This window comes from Streptomyces sp. NPDC021225, assembly GCF_044332865.1.
Lineage (GTDB): Bacteria > Actinomycetota > Actinomycetes > Streptomycetales > Streptomycetaceae > Streptomyces.
Genome location: NZ_JBIRPV010000001.1, coordinates 1,238,928 through 1,252,264 on the forward strand (window position 1 = coordinate 1,238,928; position 13,337 = coordinate 1,252,264).

The following is a 13,337-nucleotide window of genomic DNA, read 5'->3' on the forward strand; positions in this document are numbered from 1 at the left end:
TCACCGCTCCACCTCCAGAAACCGCCGTACGCGGGTGTCCACATGCGCCCACAGCTCGGCCGCCCGGCTGCGGCCCTCCGCGAACTGGGCGAGCTCCACCAGGGCCGGGACGTCCTCCGCGTCCCGCACCCCGACGGTCGGCACCTCCCGCGCCAGCCGCCGTACGTCGAAGTCCTCCGCGTCGTACACCGGGTTGAGGTGGACGACGCTGGTGCGGCCCCGGGGGTCCAGGCGGGTGCGCCATATTCGCAGCACCTCGCCGGCCAGGCCGGGCGGGGCGTTGTCCCAGCCGTCGGAGACGATGACCAGCCGGTCCGGGCGGTGCTCCAGCGCGTCCAGGACGCGGGTGCCCAGCGGCGTCGGCCCCATCGGGTACGTCAGCAGCGCGTCGGTGCGGCCGGACAGCCACAGCGGGATCAGTTCGCCCGCCAGCGCCTCCAGCAGGAAGTGGCAGCCCAGCGCCACCGCCAGCGGCCGGCGCCGCTTCTGCGCCGAGCCGAAGGCCGAGAAGCTGTCGTCCAGCACGGCGGCCACCCTGCCCCAGCTGCCCGCGCGCGGGCCCGCGGTGCGCAGCGCGGCCGCCCGCAGCGCGGCGGTCAGCTCCTCGCGGCGGCGGACCCGGTCGTCCAGGGGGAGGGCCAGGACATAGCTCGCCAGCCGGGTCAGGGGCATGGCGGCGAGGTCGGCGGCCACCGCGTCCGCCCGGTGCGCACGGGCCGACTCCTGGAGCCGCAGCCGCTCCAGCCGGGTCAGCCGCGGGGCGATCCGCTCCAGGAAGGCGCCGCGGTCGATACCGTGCCGCGCCGCGAACCCCTCGGCGACCGTGTACGGCAGCTCGTACAGCGCGCTCTGGGTGTAGTGGGCGCGGCGCCAGGACTCGAACAGGGGGGTGGTGAACCCGGCCTTGCGGGTGTGGGGCGCGAAGAGGAAGGGGCCCAGCTCGCGGTCGAGCCGCAGATGGGCATGGCGGGCGACCGCCTTGACCCCGGAGCGGTACTTGACCGCGTCGAGCGCCGGATCGGGCCGGGCCGCCAGCCAGTCCCGCATGATGGCCCGGGTGCGGCGGTTGTTGACCCCGGCCCGGCGCACCTCGCGGAAGAGCCGGTACACCCGCTGCGGCGGAAGCACGGCAAGCCGCCCGGCGATCAGCCGCCCCTCGGTGCGCCGCTGCTCGGGTGTCGCCTCGGAGGCGGTCTCCAGCAGCCTGCGCACGATCAGCGCCGCGTTGTGGTGGTTGATGTCCAGCGCGAGCGTCGCCGCGTACAGCTCGCGGTAGTTGCCGAGCACATACGCGTGCAGGAAGGCCAGCGACATCCGCTGCTCGTCCGCCCGGGAGCGGAACTCCCGCTGTCCGGTCGAGGTGATCGCCGCGTTCACGAACAGCAACAGATCCTCGGCCGCCACGAGGTCGGCCTGGTTCTCCATCGAGGGGCTCCCCTGGCGGCACGGCGGTGATGGCATGAAGGGGTCGGCCGGGGAATGGGGGCACGAGCTGCGAATCATCGCTTAACAGGCGGGTTCCGGAAGTCGCGCCGGAGTCCCGCGGCCGACTGTCGCACGCTAACACCCCAGGACTCGGCCCCGCCTTCGGGTTTTCCTTCGGGTTTCCGGGAGGACCGGCGACCCCGGGCGGTGGTGTCAGGCCGTGGGGCGCGGGGCGGACAGCTCGCACGGTATCTCGATGGTCACCATCGTCGGCCCGCCGACCGGGCTGCTGATCGCCATCACCCCGTCGAAGGCGCCCAGCCGCCGCTGCACCCCGCTCAGCCCGGAGCCCTCCGAGGCGGACGCGCCGCCCTTCCCGTCGTCGGTCACCGCGATGCGCAGGGTGCCGGTGGGGTCGTCGTGGTGGATGTCGACCCACACCCGCTCGGCGCCGGAGTGCTTGGCCGCGTTCGTCAGCAGCTCGCTGACCGAGAAGTACGCCGCCGACTCGACCGGCTCGCCCGGCCGGCCCGGGAGGTCCACCTCCACCTCGACGGCCAGCGGCATCCGCAGCGCCAGGGCCTGCACGGCATCCCCCAGGCCCCGCTCGGCCAGCACCGGCGGGTGGATGCCGCGGACCAGGTCGCGCAGCTCGGCCAGCGCCTCGGCGGAGCTGGCGCGGGCCGCCGAGAGCAACTCCCTGGCCTTCGCCGGGTCCTTCTCCATGAGCGCCTCGACGGTGCCCAGGCTCATGCCCATGGCGACCAGGCGGGCCTGCGCGCCGTCGTGCAGATCGCGCTCGATGCGGCGCAGCTCGGCGGCGGAGGTGTCCACCGCGTCGTGCCGGGTCTCGGTGAGGCGCTGGACCCGCTCGGCGAGCGTCATCCGCGGCGTGGGCGCGAGCAGAGCCCGCCCGAGCAGGAAATGCGCACGCAGCAGGACGGGGGAGGCGAAGACGCCCAGGACCATGACCCCGGAGCCCAGCAGAGCGGCGTAATTCGCGGTGGACTGGGAGGTGACCGGGATGAACCCGTACCAATAGCCACCCGCCCCGTGCACGATCGGCCGCCAGGTGCCCAGCGCCAGGGTCCAGCCCTCCACCCCGAACGGAATCAGGCCGAAGGCCAGCAGCGCCAGGACGGCCCCCGCGGTCAGGTCGACGAACAGCCACAGCAGATCCCGCCAGGTCGCCGGGTCCTTCAGCAGCCTGGTGCAGCGGTCCACCACGCCCACCACCCCGGGGCGCGACACGGGGGGCAGGGCGCGGTACGGCAGGGGGATCTCGACGCCGCACCAGCGGGCGGCCAGGAGCCGTCTCTGATTGGCGTGCGCGCGGACCAGGGCGAGCACGAGCGGGGTGGCGATCACCCCGATACCCAGCGGGATGAAGACCAGGGACACCACCGCCAGCGTGAACAGTGTGATCGACCCGGCCAGCGAGGCGATCGCGAGCCCCAGCCCCCGAGCAGTGGCCACCAGCCCCCTGCGCACCCTCATCGGACACCCCCTTGAACGCTTCGCCTCCACCGCTCAAGTCTGGCGGACCGGGCACGGCCCGTCACTCGGTCCTGCCCCCGTCCCGAGGTAGACCTAGCACCACCCCCGGCACTCTCCTTTTGCCTCCCCCGACTGGGGGCTTGTGCGGCTGGGGCGCGAGCCCGCCCGTTTCTAGTGTCGATGACGTGACCGCAACAGTCCGTTCAGTCCGTTCAGTCCTGTCGGTTCCGTTCAGGACTCACACCTCCCGGGGGGAGACGCCATGAGTGCAACGAGGCGGGGGCTCGCCGTACGACTCGGCGGGTGGAGCACCCGACACCGCAAGACCGCGATCATCGGATGGCTGCTGTTCGTCGTGGTCGTCGCGGTCGTCGGCGGGATGTCCGGCATCAACGAGATGACCAATTCCCAGAACGGCAGCGGTGACTCGGCGCGCGCCGAGAAGATCCTGGAGGACGCCGGGCTCAAGGCCCCCGCCGGCGAGATGGTGATGGTGCGCAGCGCCGAGCCGGACGGCTGGCGGGATGCGGCGGGCGACCTCGTGGCGCGGCTGGAGAAGACCGGCGAGGCCGAGCGGATCCAGCGGCCGGTGCGCTCCGAGAGCGGCCGGGAGGGGCTGATCAGCTTTGAGATGAAGGGCGACGCGGACACCGCGGGGGACCGGGTGAAGCCGGTGCTCGACGCGGTGAAGCAGACCGGGGCGGCCCATGAGGGCGTCACGCTCTACGAGTTCGGTGACGCCAGCTTCGCGCACAGCCTGGACGGCATTCTCTCCGGCGACATGAAGACCGCGGAGCTCACTGCCGTTCCTCTGGCGCTGGGCATCCTGCTGGTGGTCTTCGGCGCCCTGGTCGCCGCGCTGCTGCCGGTCTTCCTCGCGCTGACCGCCTGCGTCGGCACCTTCGGCCTGCTCGCGCTGGCCAGCCACGAGCTGCCGCTGTACTCCAGCACCAACTCCGTGATGTTCCTGGTGGGCCTGGCCGTCGGCGTCGACTACTGCCTGTTCTACCTGCGGCGCGAGCGTGACGAGCGGGCCGCGGGCCGGGACGCCGAGACCGCGCTGCGCATCGCCGCGGCGACCAGCGGACGGGCCGTGCTGGTCTCCGGCATCACGGTCATGATGGCGATGGCGGGCATGTTCCTGTCGGGGCTGCTGCTCTTCAAGGGCTTCGCGGTCGCCACCATCCTGGTCGTCTTCACCTCGATGCTCGGCTCGGTGACGGTGCTGCCCGCGATGCTGTCCTGGCTCGGCGACCGGATCGACGCCGGGCGGGTGCCGCTGCTGAACCGGCGCCGCAGGAAGGGCGTGCACGCCAGCGGTGGCATCTCCGGCCGGCTGATGAAGCCGGTGCTGGCCAAGCCGGGCCTGTTCGCCGTCCTCGCGGGCGCGCTGCTGCTGGCCCTGTGCGCCCCCGCCCTGGGGATGAAGACCGAACAGCTCGGCATGGAGAAGCAGTTCGGCAAGGACTCCAAGCTGACCGTGGCCTTCACGGAGATCACCGAGTCCTTCCCCGGCGGCCCTGCCCCGGCCGAGGTGGTCGTACGGGCCGACGACCTGTCCTCGTCGCGGTTCCAGGGCGCGGTCACCGATCTGAGGAAGAAGCTCGCCGCCTCGGGCGAGTTCGGCAAGAACGTCGAGGTCGAGCTGCACAAGGACGAGGGCGTGGCGCGCATCGAGGTGCCGCTGGCCGGGAACGGCTCCAACGCCACCTCCAAGCACGCCCTGCGCACCCTGAAGGACGACATCGTCCCGCAGGTCCTCGGTCCGGTCTCCGAGAAGGCGTACGTGAGCGGCGAGCTGGCCTCGAGCATCGACTTCAACGACCAGCTGAACAGCGACATCGCACCGGTGTTCCTCTTCATCGCCGCCGTGACCTTCCTGCTGATGCTGGTCTGCTTCCGGTCGCTGCCGATCGCCATCGTGTCGATCCTGCTCAACCTGCTGTCGGTCGGCGCCGCGTACGGCACGATGACCGCCGTCTTCCAGCACGGCTGGGGCGCGGAGACGCTGGGCATGGAGCCGGCCGGGGCGATCGAGGGCTGGATGCCGCTGTTCGTCCTGGTGATCCTCTTCGGTCTTTCGATGGACTACCACGTCTTCGTGGTCTCCCGGATCCGTGAGGCACACGAGCGGGGCCTGCCCACCCGGGAGGCGATCCGCGACGGCATCCGGTCCACGGCGGGCTCGATCACCGGGGCGGCCGCCATCATGGTCGCGGTGTTCGGGGTCTTCGCCCTGCTCCAGATGCAGGACATGCAGCAGATGGGCGTCGGCCTCGCGGTCGCGGTGCTGGTGGACGCCACGCTCGTCCGGATGGTGCTGCTGCCCTCGGTGATGGCGCTGCTCGGAGAGCGCAACTGGTACCTGCCGCGAGCCCTCGCCTGGCTGCCGACCCTCAACCACGGCGGGCACGACCAGGAGCCGCTGTCGCCCGCGGCCCCGAGCCACCAGCCGCCGGTGTCCATCGGCCGCTGATCTCACCGCGAACACCAGCCCGCCGCGCCGGATCAGGCCGTATGTCGCCTGACCCGGCGCGGCGGGCGTCGCGCTGTCGTACGGGGCGACTCAGGTGGTCGGCACGTACTTGTAGCCGACCCGGCGGACCGTCACGATCGTGCCCCGGTGCTCGGCGCCCATCTTCCGCCGCAGCCGGGCGACATGGACGTCCACCGTCCGGCCGTCGCCGACGTGGCCGTAGCCCCACACCGTGGTCACCAGCTGGTCGCGGGTGTGCACCCGGTGCGGATGCGCCACGAGGTGGGCCAGCAGCTCGAACTCCAGATACGTCAGGTCGAGCGGCCGCCCGGCCACCTGCGCGGTGCGCTGCTCGGGGTCGATCCGTACCAGCTCGTCGCCCGTGACCGCCTCGTTCCGCTCGGGCCGGCCCGCCGCCGCCGTCGCGGTGTCGGCGGCCGGGACGAGCACGAGATAGCCGACCATCGGCGGCTGCCCGGGGAGCGCGGGCAGTGTGTGCGGGGGAGCGGGCAGCCAGGTGGCGCCGGAGTGCAGCAGCTCGGCGACCGGCGGCACCTCGTCGGGCGCGACGGCTCGCAGCCGCTGCCGGTGGGGATGGGGGTGGCGGCCGGACGCGGCGGCCGGGGTGGCCGAGCCGGAGGCGGCGGAGGTGGCGGAAGCGGACAGACTACGGACGTTTGTCATGGGAATCGGCTCTTTCGCGCTCAAGGGGCGTCGGTGGACGTCGTGCGCGCGGGCTGTGCCGCCGGGAGATCACCCGGGAGCAGGGCGGCTGAGCGGTCGGGTGGCGTCAGCGGCCGAGCGAGCGGGCCCGCGCATGCGATACGCGGCAACACTCGCGGTCGAAGTGGTGCGCCTGCCGGGACGGCCAGAACGGCTCGAGGTCGAGGGGACCCGTCGCGGCGTCATGGAGGCTGGCCATTCCCCTATTGAAGCAGACGACCGGCCCGCGGCGCGCGCCGCGGTGGCCGGGTGCGACGATGCCCGGGCAACAGGTCCTCGCGAGCGCAGCCCGCCGCCACCCCGTAAGGAGCGCATTCCCCATGCCGCACATCGTCGTCGAGTACTCCGACACCCTGACCGAGGCCTTCGACCGCCGCGCCTTCGGCCTCGCCCTGCACCCGGTCGTCGCCAAGACCATCGACACCCAGGTGGCCGGCTGCAAGACCCGGTTCCGCCGGCTGGAGGACGCCGTCATCGCGGACGGCGCCCCGCACCACGCCATGATCCACATCGAGGTGGCGATCCTGTCCGGCCGGGACGCCGAGACCAAGCGCGAGCTGTCCCAGGCGGTGCTGGAGGTGGCGCGCGCCCATCTGGCGCCCGTCCCGGGGCTGACCGTGGGGACCACCGTCAATGTGACCGACCTCGACCGCGCCTGGTACGTGAAGCACGACGAGGTCTTCCCGGCCTGACCGGGCCCGGCGCCCACGGCGGACGCCCGCAGGGGAGATCAGGGACCTCCCCTACGGGCGTCGGAGCGCTGTCCGGCGGGGCCGCGGGCCCCGGCCGAAACCGGACCTTCGGAGCTACGAGTTGATCTGGGTGGCGACCAGCGAGGAGAAGGTGGTCAGCCGGGTGTAGACGCCCGGGGCGCCCGCCGCCGCGCAGCCGTCGCCCCAGGAGGTGATGCCCGCCAGCTTGCCGCCGATGACCAGCGGGCCGCCGCTGTCGCCCTGGCAGGTGTCCACGCCGCCCTGCGTGTATCCGGCGCAGACCATGTCGGAGGCTATGTAGCGGCTGCCGTACGACCCGCTACAGCTGGAGTCGGAGACGGTGGGCACGGTGGCCGTGCGCAGCTGGTTGGAGGAGGAGCCGCCCGAACTGGTGGTGCCCCAGCCGAGGATGCGGGCGGTGCTGCCGGCCGCGTACAGGCTGGTGTCGGACGAGGACACGTAGGGCAGCGCGGTGTACGGCATGGAGGTCGACAGGGTCAGCACGGCCACGTCGTCGCCCTTGGTGACGCTGGTGTACGTGGGGTGGATCCAGATCTTGCTGACTCTCGCGACGGTGCCGTTGGTGCCGTTGCGGTAGGTGCGGCCGCCGACCACGCGGACGCTGCTGGTGGTCTCGCCGACCATGCAGTGGGCGGCGGTGACCACCTTGGTCGGGGACACCAGGGTGCCGCCGCAGAACTGGTTCTGCGAGGAGTCCGTGATCTGCATGACGTACGGGTACGCGGTCGACGTGGTCGTCGTGCCGCCGACGATGGGCTGCGGGGCGGCCTGGGCGGCGGTGCCGGTCAGCACGGTGGCGAGGGACGCCGCTGCGGCGACGGCGGCGGCGGTGAGGGTGGCGCGGCGGGGGAGCTTGAAGAACATGCTTCTCCTCGTGGCTTCTTGAAAGTGGGGGGAACAGGAAGCGGAGCGCACCAGGCCGGCGACCTCCTGATCGCCGACGGCCGCTTCACGCTAGAAGCCGTTGCGCCACACACCCAATGAGGGTTGGCCCTTGACCTGTGGCATAGGGAAAACCCCATGTTCCCCGCGTTAAACCCGAGTTGAATCCCACTTCACCCCGTCCAGCGCGTCGCGAGTCTGACGATGTCGACGCGCGATCGGATCCCCAATTTCCGGTAGACCCTGGTGAGCGTCGCCTCCACGGTCTTGACGCTGATGAACAGGCGGGCCGCGATCTCCCTGTTGGTCGCGCCCTCCAGGACCAGCGCGGCCACCCGTCGCTCCATCTCGGCCAGCGCGTCCAACAGCCCGCTGGACGGCAGCGCGCTCGGCGGCAGCGCGGCCGGGGGCGGCGCGGCCGGGGGCGGCGCGGCCGGGGGCGGCCCGGCGCCGGGGCCGCTCCCCGGCGCCGCCGTCCGCACGTATGCGCCGTACTCCGGCTCCACCGCGGCCAGTTCCGCCGACACCCGCTCCAGCCAGGTGCGGGCCCGGGCGCGTCGGAAGACATGTGCCGCCGCGTCGAGCGCGGTGCGCGCGGCCGGGATGTCGCCCCGGCGCAGCTCCACCTGGCTCAGCGCCAGCTCTGCCCGCCCCTCCTCGATCCGGTGTCCGAGCGCGCGGAGGCGGGCCGCCGCCGCCCGCAGCGCGGCCGCCGCGGCGTCCAGGTCGCCGCGCGCGGCCGTCAGTTGGGCCTCGGCCCGCTGGAGCACGGCCAGGGCGCCGACCCGGCCCAGCCGGATCGCCGGGGCGCGCGTGGACTCGACGACCTCGCGCGCCTCGTCGAGCCCGCCGATACGCACCAGGGCCTCGGCCAGGTCACCCTGCCGGCGGCCGCGCGCCGGGTCGGCCACGCCCTGCGCGCGCTCCATCTCCCGTGCCCGGCGCAGCGCGAGGACGGCCCCCTCGGGGTCGCCGCCCACCAGCCGGGCGTGGCCGAGCACGGACAGGTTCCGGGCCAGATGGAGCAGGTCCCCGTCCTCCTGGGCGCGGTGCACCGCCTCCCGCGCCAGGGACAGGGCGCGCGCCACGCCGCCGCCCGACGCCTCGGCCAGCGCCGCGAGCCGCAGCGCGGGCCCCTCGCCGACCCCGGCGTCCCGGGCCAGCCGCAGGGAGCGGTGCGCGAGATCCAGGGCGGGCGCGCAGCGGCCCGCCCGCAGCTCGGTCTCGGCGAGCCCGCGCAGAGACAGGATCCGGCTCGGCACCGCGCCGCGCCGCTCCGCGAGCCGGACCAGCGCCGCGCCCGCCGCCCGCGCCTCCTCCAGCCGGTCGTCCGCCAGCAGCATGCGAAAGCGCGTATGGCCAGGCCCGTCCGGGGCGCAGGCCAGCTGCTGGTCCTGGGGGCCTTGGGGCTCGGCGAGCGCCCGGGCCAGGGTGTGTTCGGCGTCCTGGTGGCCCATCAGGGCCTCGGCGCGCGCCTGGCAGGACAGCGCGAGCAGTTCGGTGCGGCGGTCGCCCGCCAGGGCCGCGAGCCGCGCGGCCTCGGCGGCCTCCCGGCGGGCCCGCGGCAGCGAGCCGAGGACCAGCAGGGCGCGCCGCGACAGCCGGAGGCGCAGTGGGGCGAGCAGCCGGGGGTCGGCTCCGGCGTCGGCGAGGGCCTGCGGGAAGGCGTCGTCCAGGTCCGCCATGGCCTGCCCGGCCGAGTCGATGACGGTGAGCCACGCCCGTATTCGGTCGGCCGGGCGCACCGCCTTGGCCAGCACCTCCTGGGCGGTGTCGCGGGCGAGCTCCGGCTCGCCCGCGACCAGGGCGTCCTCGGCCGCGTCCAGCCGCCGGGCGAAGGCGGTGCGCACCGCCTCGGCGGGGGTGCGGTCGGCGGCGAGCAGGCCCAGGCGCGCGGCGGCCGAGGGCGCCCCGCGCTCGCGCGCGAGGGCGGCGGCGCGGGCCAGGGTCGCGGCGATGTGCTCGTCCCGGTCCGCGGTGGCCAGGGCCAGATGGCGGGCCCGTTCGACCGGGTCGGCGGTGGCTTCGGCGAGGGCGGCGTGCGCCGCGCGCCGGTCGCCGGGCGCCGCCTCGGCGTACAGGGCGGCGGGGAGGAGCGGATGCGTGAAGCGGACCGCGGCGTGCGGGTCGTGCTCCCGGTCCACCGAACCCAGCGCGGCCGCCTCGGCGAGCTCCGCCTCGGCCTCGGCGCGGCCCGCCGCGCGCAGCAGCGCCAGAGTGGGGCGTTCGGCGGCGCTCGCGATCAGCAGCGTCCGGCGGCCCGGCGCGGGCAGGGCGCGCAGCCGGTCGAGGACCAGGTCGCGCAGGGCGGCCGGGACCGGCAGCGGCTCGCAGGGGCGCGGCGCGCTGCCCGACTCGGCGAGCGCGCGGGCGAGTTCGAGGGCGAAGCAGGGGTTGCCGCCGCTGGTGCGGTGGATCTCGCGCAGCACGGAACCGGGGAGTTTCGCCGGTCTTCGCGCCCTCAGCACCGTGGCGACCTGCGGATACGACAGCGGGGGCACCGTCAGGACGAGCGCGGGCGGGGGCAACGCGCGTAGAAAGTAGGCCGGGCTGTTCCCTTCCGCTTCACCGCCGGACGGTGCCAGGACCGGGTCCGTCCGCACCGCCGCGACCATCCCCACCGGCAGCCCGCCCACTCGGCGGGCCGCGAACGCCAACAGCTCGCGGCTGGGCGGGTCCATCCACTGGAGGTCGTCCACCACCAGCAGTACGGGCGCCCGCTCGGCCAGCGCCCGCAGCACCGAGAGCACCGCCAGGCGCAGCGTCAGCCCGTCGTGCCCGCCGTGCCCGTCGTGCTGTTCGGCGGGGTCGGCGGGGCCGCGCCGCCCGGTGAGCGCCTCGTCCAGGGCGGACCGCTGCCAGTCGGGCAGCGCGCCCGCGACCTCGTCCGCGACCGGCCCGAGCACATCGATCAGGGCCAGATAGGGCAGCCGGCGCTCCGACTCGGCGGGGGAGCAGCGCAGCACCAGCCGCCCGCCGCCCGACACCTCCGCGGCCAGCGCCCGCAGCACGGTGGACTTGCCGATCCCGGCCGGCCCCGGCAACAGCACGCTCCCGCCGCGCGCCAGCTGCTCGCGCCCCCGGGCCAGCAGTTCGCCGCGCCCGACCACGGGCTCCGGCCGCGGTCCGGAGTGCCGTTCGGAATGCCATTCGGCATGCGGCTCGGAATGCCGCCTCACGGGCATATCCGCTTCCCTCCCGCTCAAACAGACATCTACCTATAAATCAAGGCGAGGCGCACAATGGTGGTGCGGCAGCGCGCCGCACTGCGCGGTCAGACTTGCATGGATCGAAGGAGGCGAGTCGTATGGCCGACGTCTCACGCCACAGGAGTGATATCACGCATCACCCCGACGTAACCGAAATGCGGGAGCGGTACGCACGCATGGTTGGTGCACGGGATGTTGTCTTCGTCGACGGGCCGGTGCTTCTGGCCGGTCTCTACTTCGCGATCTCCCCCTGGGTGGTCCACTTCTCGGGCGCCCGCCCCGACCTCACGGTCAACAACCTCATCCTGGGCATCGGCGTGGCCCTGCTGGGCATCGGCCTGACCACGGCGCCGCGCCGGATGTACAGCCTGTGCTGGGCGATGTCCGCGATCGGTGTATGGATGATCATCTCCCCCTGGGTGGTCACACGGTTCCCCGACGCCGGAATGATCTGGAACAACGTCGTTGTCGGCGCCATCACATGCGTCCTCGGGCTTTTCGCGGCGGGGGTGTTGATGCGCAGGAGCCGGGAGGCGTGAATCCACAAGTGAATTGACACGGAAACGGATACGGAGACGGATACGGGCCGTCGGCCGCATGACCTCACCGGTCGTGCGGCCGACGGCTTTCGTGCGGCGGCTTTCGGGTGACGGACGGTCAGTTATGCGCAGGCCGCACAATGAGCGCACCCCCGGGGCGTCACGTACACACCCGTAGGGACCACTCGAGGCAACGTCCAGGGAATGAGGCAGTTCGCGTCATGCGTATCGCACTGAGCCAGATTGTCAGCGGCCCGCGCCCGGAGCAGAACCTTGCCGTCCTCCGGGAGCAGGCGCATCGCGCCGCCGCGGCCGATGCCCGTTTGATCGTCTTTCCTGAGGCTTCCATGGCGTGCTTCGGCACCCCGCTGGCGCCGCTCGCCGAGCCGCTGGACGGGCCGTGGGCCACCGAGGTCCGGCGGATCGCCAAGGACTGCGGAGTGGTGATCGTGGCGGGCATGTTCACCCCGGCGCCCGACGGGCGGGTGGCCAACACCCTGCTGGCCACCGGGCCCGGAGTCGAGACCTCCTACGACAAGATCCATCTGTATGACGCCTTCGGTTACGCCGAGTCCGACTCCGTCGCGCCCGGTTCCAAGGTGGTGACCTTCGACCTGGAGGGCCTCCGGATCGGCCTGGCCACCTGCTACGACGTGCGCTTCCCCGAGCTGTTCCGGGCCCACGCCGACGCGGGCGCGCGGCTCTCGCTGCTGCCCGCCTCGTGGGGCGCGGGGCCGGGCAAGCGCGAGCAGTGGGAACTGCTGACCCGGGCCCGGGCGCTGGACGCCACGGTATGGCTGGCCGCCGTCGGCCAGGCCGACCCCGCGGCCACCGGCACCCTGGCCGCGGAGGCGGCCGACCCGACGGCCCCCACCGGCATCGGGCACAGCGCCGTCGTCGGCCCCGACGGGACCGTGCGGCAGCGGCTGGGGGCGACGCCGGGGCTGCTGGTGGCGGAGATCCACGCCGACGAGGTCACGGCCGTCCGCCGTAAGGTGTCCGTTCTGGCCAACCGGAGGCTGGGTCGGGGCGTGTGACCTTCGTACGGCGTGCCCCGCGCGCCCGGCGCACACTGGAAGCGCGCGCCGGGCGCGGGGGTGGCCGCGGGAGGAGGTCGCGATGGACTTCGACGTCGTCGTGGAGATCCCGGAGGGGTCTCGCAACAAGTACGAGATGGACCATGAGTCGGGGCGGATCCGGCTGGACCGGATGCTGTTCACCGCCACCAAGTACCCGGCCGACTACGGCTATATCGACCACACCCTGGGGCGCGACGGCGACCCGCTGGACGCGCTGGTCACCGTCGGTGAGCCGACGTTTCCCGGGTGTGTCATCGAGTGCCGGGCCATCGGCATGTTCTGCATGAGCGACGAGAAGGGCCCGGACGAGAAGATCCTGTGCGTCCCGGCCCACGATCCGCGCTATGCGGAGGTGCGGGACATCGGCGACGTCTCGGAGTTCGACCGGATGGAGATCACCCACTTCTTCGAGGTCTACAAGGACCTCGAACCCGGCAAGTCCGTCGAGGGCTCCCACTGGGAGGGCCGCGACCGGGCGTACGACGAGATAGCGGCCTCGCGGCAGCGCGCGGCGGCGGCCGGACTGGCCGGGTGAGCCGTCGCGCGACGCCTGGCGGGGGAGGGTTTTCCCCTACCCGCCCCTTCCCACAACTGGGGCTCCGCCCCAGACCCCGGGTGCCATGGCAAGCCGTGCCGTGCGGCGGTGCCGTGGGTTGTGCGGGGCCGGGGGAGCTGTGCCGGTCTGCGGGGCTCTGTGCCGGCGCCCGGGCGCCGAGGCGCGTTGAGCCGGTTTGCGGCTGCGCCGCGTGGGGGCTCCCGCCCCAGACCCCGGG

The 13,337-nt window shown here is 73.4% G+C and carries 11 protein-coding genes; 5 read left to right on the top strand and 6 right to left on the bottom strand.

The genetic code is table 11. The features are described from left to right. Entirely contained in the window at positions 1 to 1,425 is a 1,425-nt protein-coding gene (locus tag ACH4S9_RS05715; RefSeq protein WP_398370034.1) for a hypothetical protein, read from the bottom strand. A gap of 213 nt (positions 1,426 to 1,638) precedes the next feature. Next, positions 1,639 to 2,922 carry a sensor histidine kinase gene (locus ACH4S9_RS05720; protein ID WP_385347186.1) on the bottom strand — a complete coding sequence of 428 codons (1,284 nt, stop codon included), beginning with the start codon at positions 2,920 to 2,922 and terminating at the stop codon, positions 1,639 to 1,641. A gap of 262 nt (positions 2,923 to 3,184) precedes the next feature. Between ACH4S9_RS05720 and ACH4S9_RS05725 the strand changes: the two genes are divergently transcribed. After that, the gene (locus ACH4S9_RS05725) at positions 3,185 to 5,398 is read left to right on the top strand and encodes an MMPL family transporter (RefSeq protein ID WP_398370036.1); all 2,214 of its coding nucleotides are present in this window, start codon (positions 3,185 to 3,187) and stop codon (positions 5,396 to 5,398) included. A gap of 90 nt (positions 5,399 to 5,488) precedes the next feature. Here ACH4S9_RS05725 and ACH4S9_RS05730 read toward each other — a convergent pair whose 3' ends face one another. Both ACH4S9_RS05730 and ACH4S9_RS05735 read right to left on the bottom strand, forming a co-directional pair. Further along, positions 5,489 to 6,082, bottom strand: coding sequence for a winged helix-turn-helix domain-containing protein (locus tag ACH4S9_RS05730; RefSeq protein ID WP_398370038.1), 594 nt, complete (start codon positions 6,080 to 6,082; stop codon positions 5,489 to 5,491). A gap of 106 nt (positions 6,083 to 6,188) precedes the next feature. Continuing rightward, complete coding sequence (locus ACH4S9_RS05735; protein WP_311730014.1) at positions 6,189 to 6,320, bottom strand: hypothetical protein; 132 nt, start codon at positions 6,318 to 6,320, stop codon at positions 6,189 to 6,191. 121 nt (positions 6,321 to 6,441) lie between these two features. On the opposite strand from ACH4S9_RS05735, the gene ACH4S9_RS05740 reads away from it, so the two are divergent. Next, the gene (locus ACH4S9_RS05740; protein WP_311730013.1) at positions 6,442 to 6,813 is read left to right on the top strand and encodes a 5-carboxymethyl-2-hydroxymuconate Delta-isomerase; all 372 of its coding nucleotides are present in this window, start codon (positions 6,442 to 6,444) and stop codon (positions 6,811 to 6,813) included. A 114-nt stretch (positions 6,814 to 6,927) separates the two neighbouring features. Here ACH4S9_RS05740 and ACH4S9_RS05745 read toward each other — a convergent pair whose 3' ends face one another. Continuing rightward, positions 6,928 to 7,719: a serine protease gene (locus ACH4S9_RS05745; RefSeq protein ID WP_311730012.1), complete on the bottom strand. Its 792-nt coding sequence runs from the start codon at positions 7,717 to 7,719 to the stop codon at positions 6,928 to 6,930. 191 nt (positions 7,720 to 7,910) lie between these two features. Continuing rightward, positions 7,911 to 10,922, bottom strand: coding sequence for an AAA family ATPase (locus tag ACH4S9_RS05750; RefSeq protein ID WP_398370041.1), 3,012 nt, complete (start codon positions 10,920 to 10,922; stop codon positions 7,911 to 7,913). Between the two features lie 122 nt (positions 10,923 to 11,044). Here ACH4S9_RS05750 and ACH4S9_RS05755 point away from each other — a divergent pair, with 122 nt between their 5' ends. The 3 genes from ACH4S9_RS05755 (at position 11,045) to ACH4S9_RS05765 (ending at position 13,099) form a co-directional block, all read left to right on the top strand. Beyond that, positions 11,045 to 11,485, top strand: coding sequence for an SPW repeat protein (locus ACH4S9_RS05755; protein ID WP_311730010.1), 441 nt, complete (start codon positions 11,045 to 11,047; stop codon positions 11,483 to 11,485). Positions 11,486 to 11,706: 221 nt separating this feature from the next. Beyond that, positions 11,707 to 12,522 (top strand): carbon-nitrogen hydrolase family protein, encoded by an 816-nt coding sequence (locus tag ACH4S9_RS05760; RefSeq protein WP_311730009.1) that lies wholly within the window; start codon positions 11,707 to 11,709, stop codon positions 12,520 to 12,522. 82 nt (positions 12,523 to 12,604) lie between these two features. Beyond that, positions 12,605 to 13,099, top strand: coding sequence for an inorganic diphosphatase (locus tag ACH4S9_RS05765; protein WP_311730008.1), 495 nt, complete (start codon positions 12,605 to 12,607; stop codon positions 13,097 to 13,099). Positions 13,100 to 13,337: the final 238 nt, after the last annotated feature.

Coding starts and splice junctions, on each gene's coding strand:
- ACH4S9_RS05715 (WP_398370034.1), bottom strand. CDS start 1,425: ATGGAGAACCAGGCCGACCTCGTGGCGGCCGAGGATCTGTTGCTGTTC.
- ACH4S9_RS05720 (WP_385347186.1), bottom strand. CDS start 2,922: ATGAGGGTGCGCAGGGGGCTGGTGGCCACTGCTCGGGGGCTGGGGCTC.
- ACH4S9_RS05725 (WP_398370036.1), top strand. CDS start 3,185: ATGAGTGCAACGAGGCGGGGGCTCGCCGTACGACTCGGCGGGTGGAGC.
- ACH4S9_RS05730 (WP_398370038.1), bottom strand. CDS start 6,082: ATGACAAACGTCCGTAGTCTGTCCGCTTCCGCCACCTCCGCCGCCTCC.
- ACH4S9_RS05735 (WP_311730014.1), bottom strand. CDS start 6,320: ATGGCCAGCCTCCATGACGCCGCGACGGGTCCCCTCGACCTCGAGCCG.
- ACH4S9_RS05740 (WP_311730013.1), top strand. CDS start 6,442: ATGCCGCACATCGTCGTCGAGTACTCCGACACCCTGACCGAGGCCTTC.
- ACH4S9_RS05745 (WP_311730012.1), bottom strand. CDS start 7,719: ATGTTCTTCAAGCTCCCCCGCCGCGCCACCCTCACCGCCGCCGCCGTC.
- ACH4S9_RS05750 (WP_398370041.1), bottom strand. CDS start 10,922: ATGCCCGTGAGGCGGCATTCCGAGCCGCATGCCGAATGGCATTCCGAA.
- ACH4S9_RS05755 (WP_311730010.1), top strand. CDS start 11,045: ATGGCCGACGTCTCACGCCACAGGAGTGATATCACGCATCACCCCGAC.
- ACH4S9_RS05760 (WP_311730009.1), top strand. CDS start 11,707: ATGCGTATCGCACTGAGCCAGATTGTCAGCGGCCCGCGCCCGGAGCAG.
- ACH4S9_RS05765 (WP_311730008.1), top strand. CDS start 12,605: ATGGACTTCGACGTCGTCGTGGAGATCCCGGAGGGGTCTCGCAACAAG.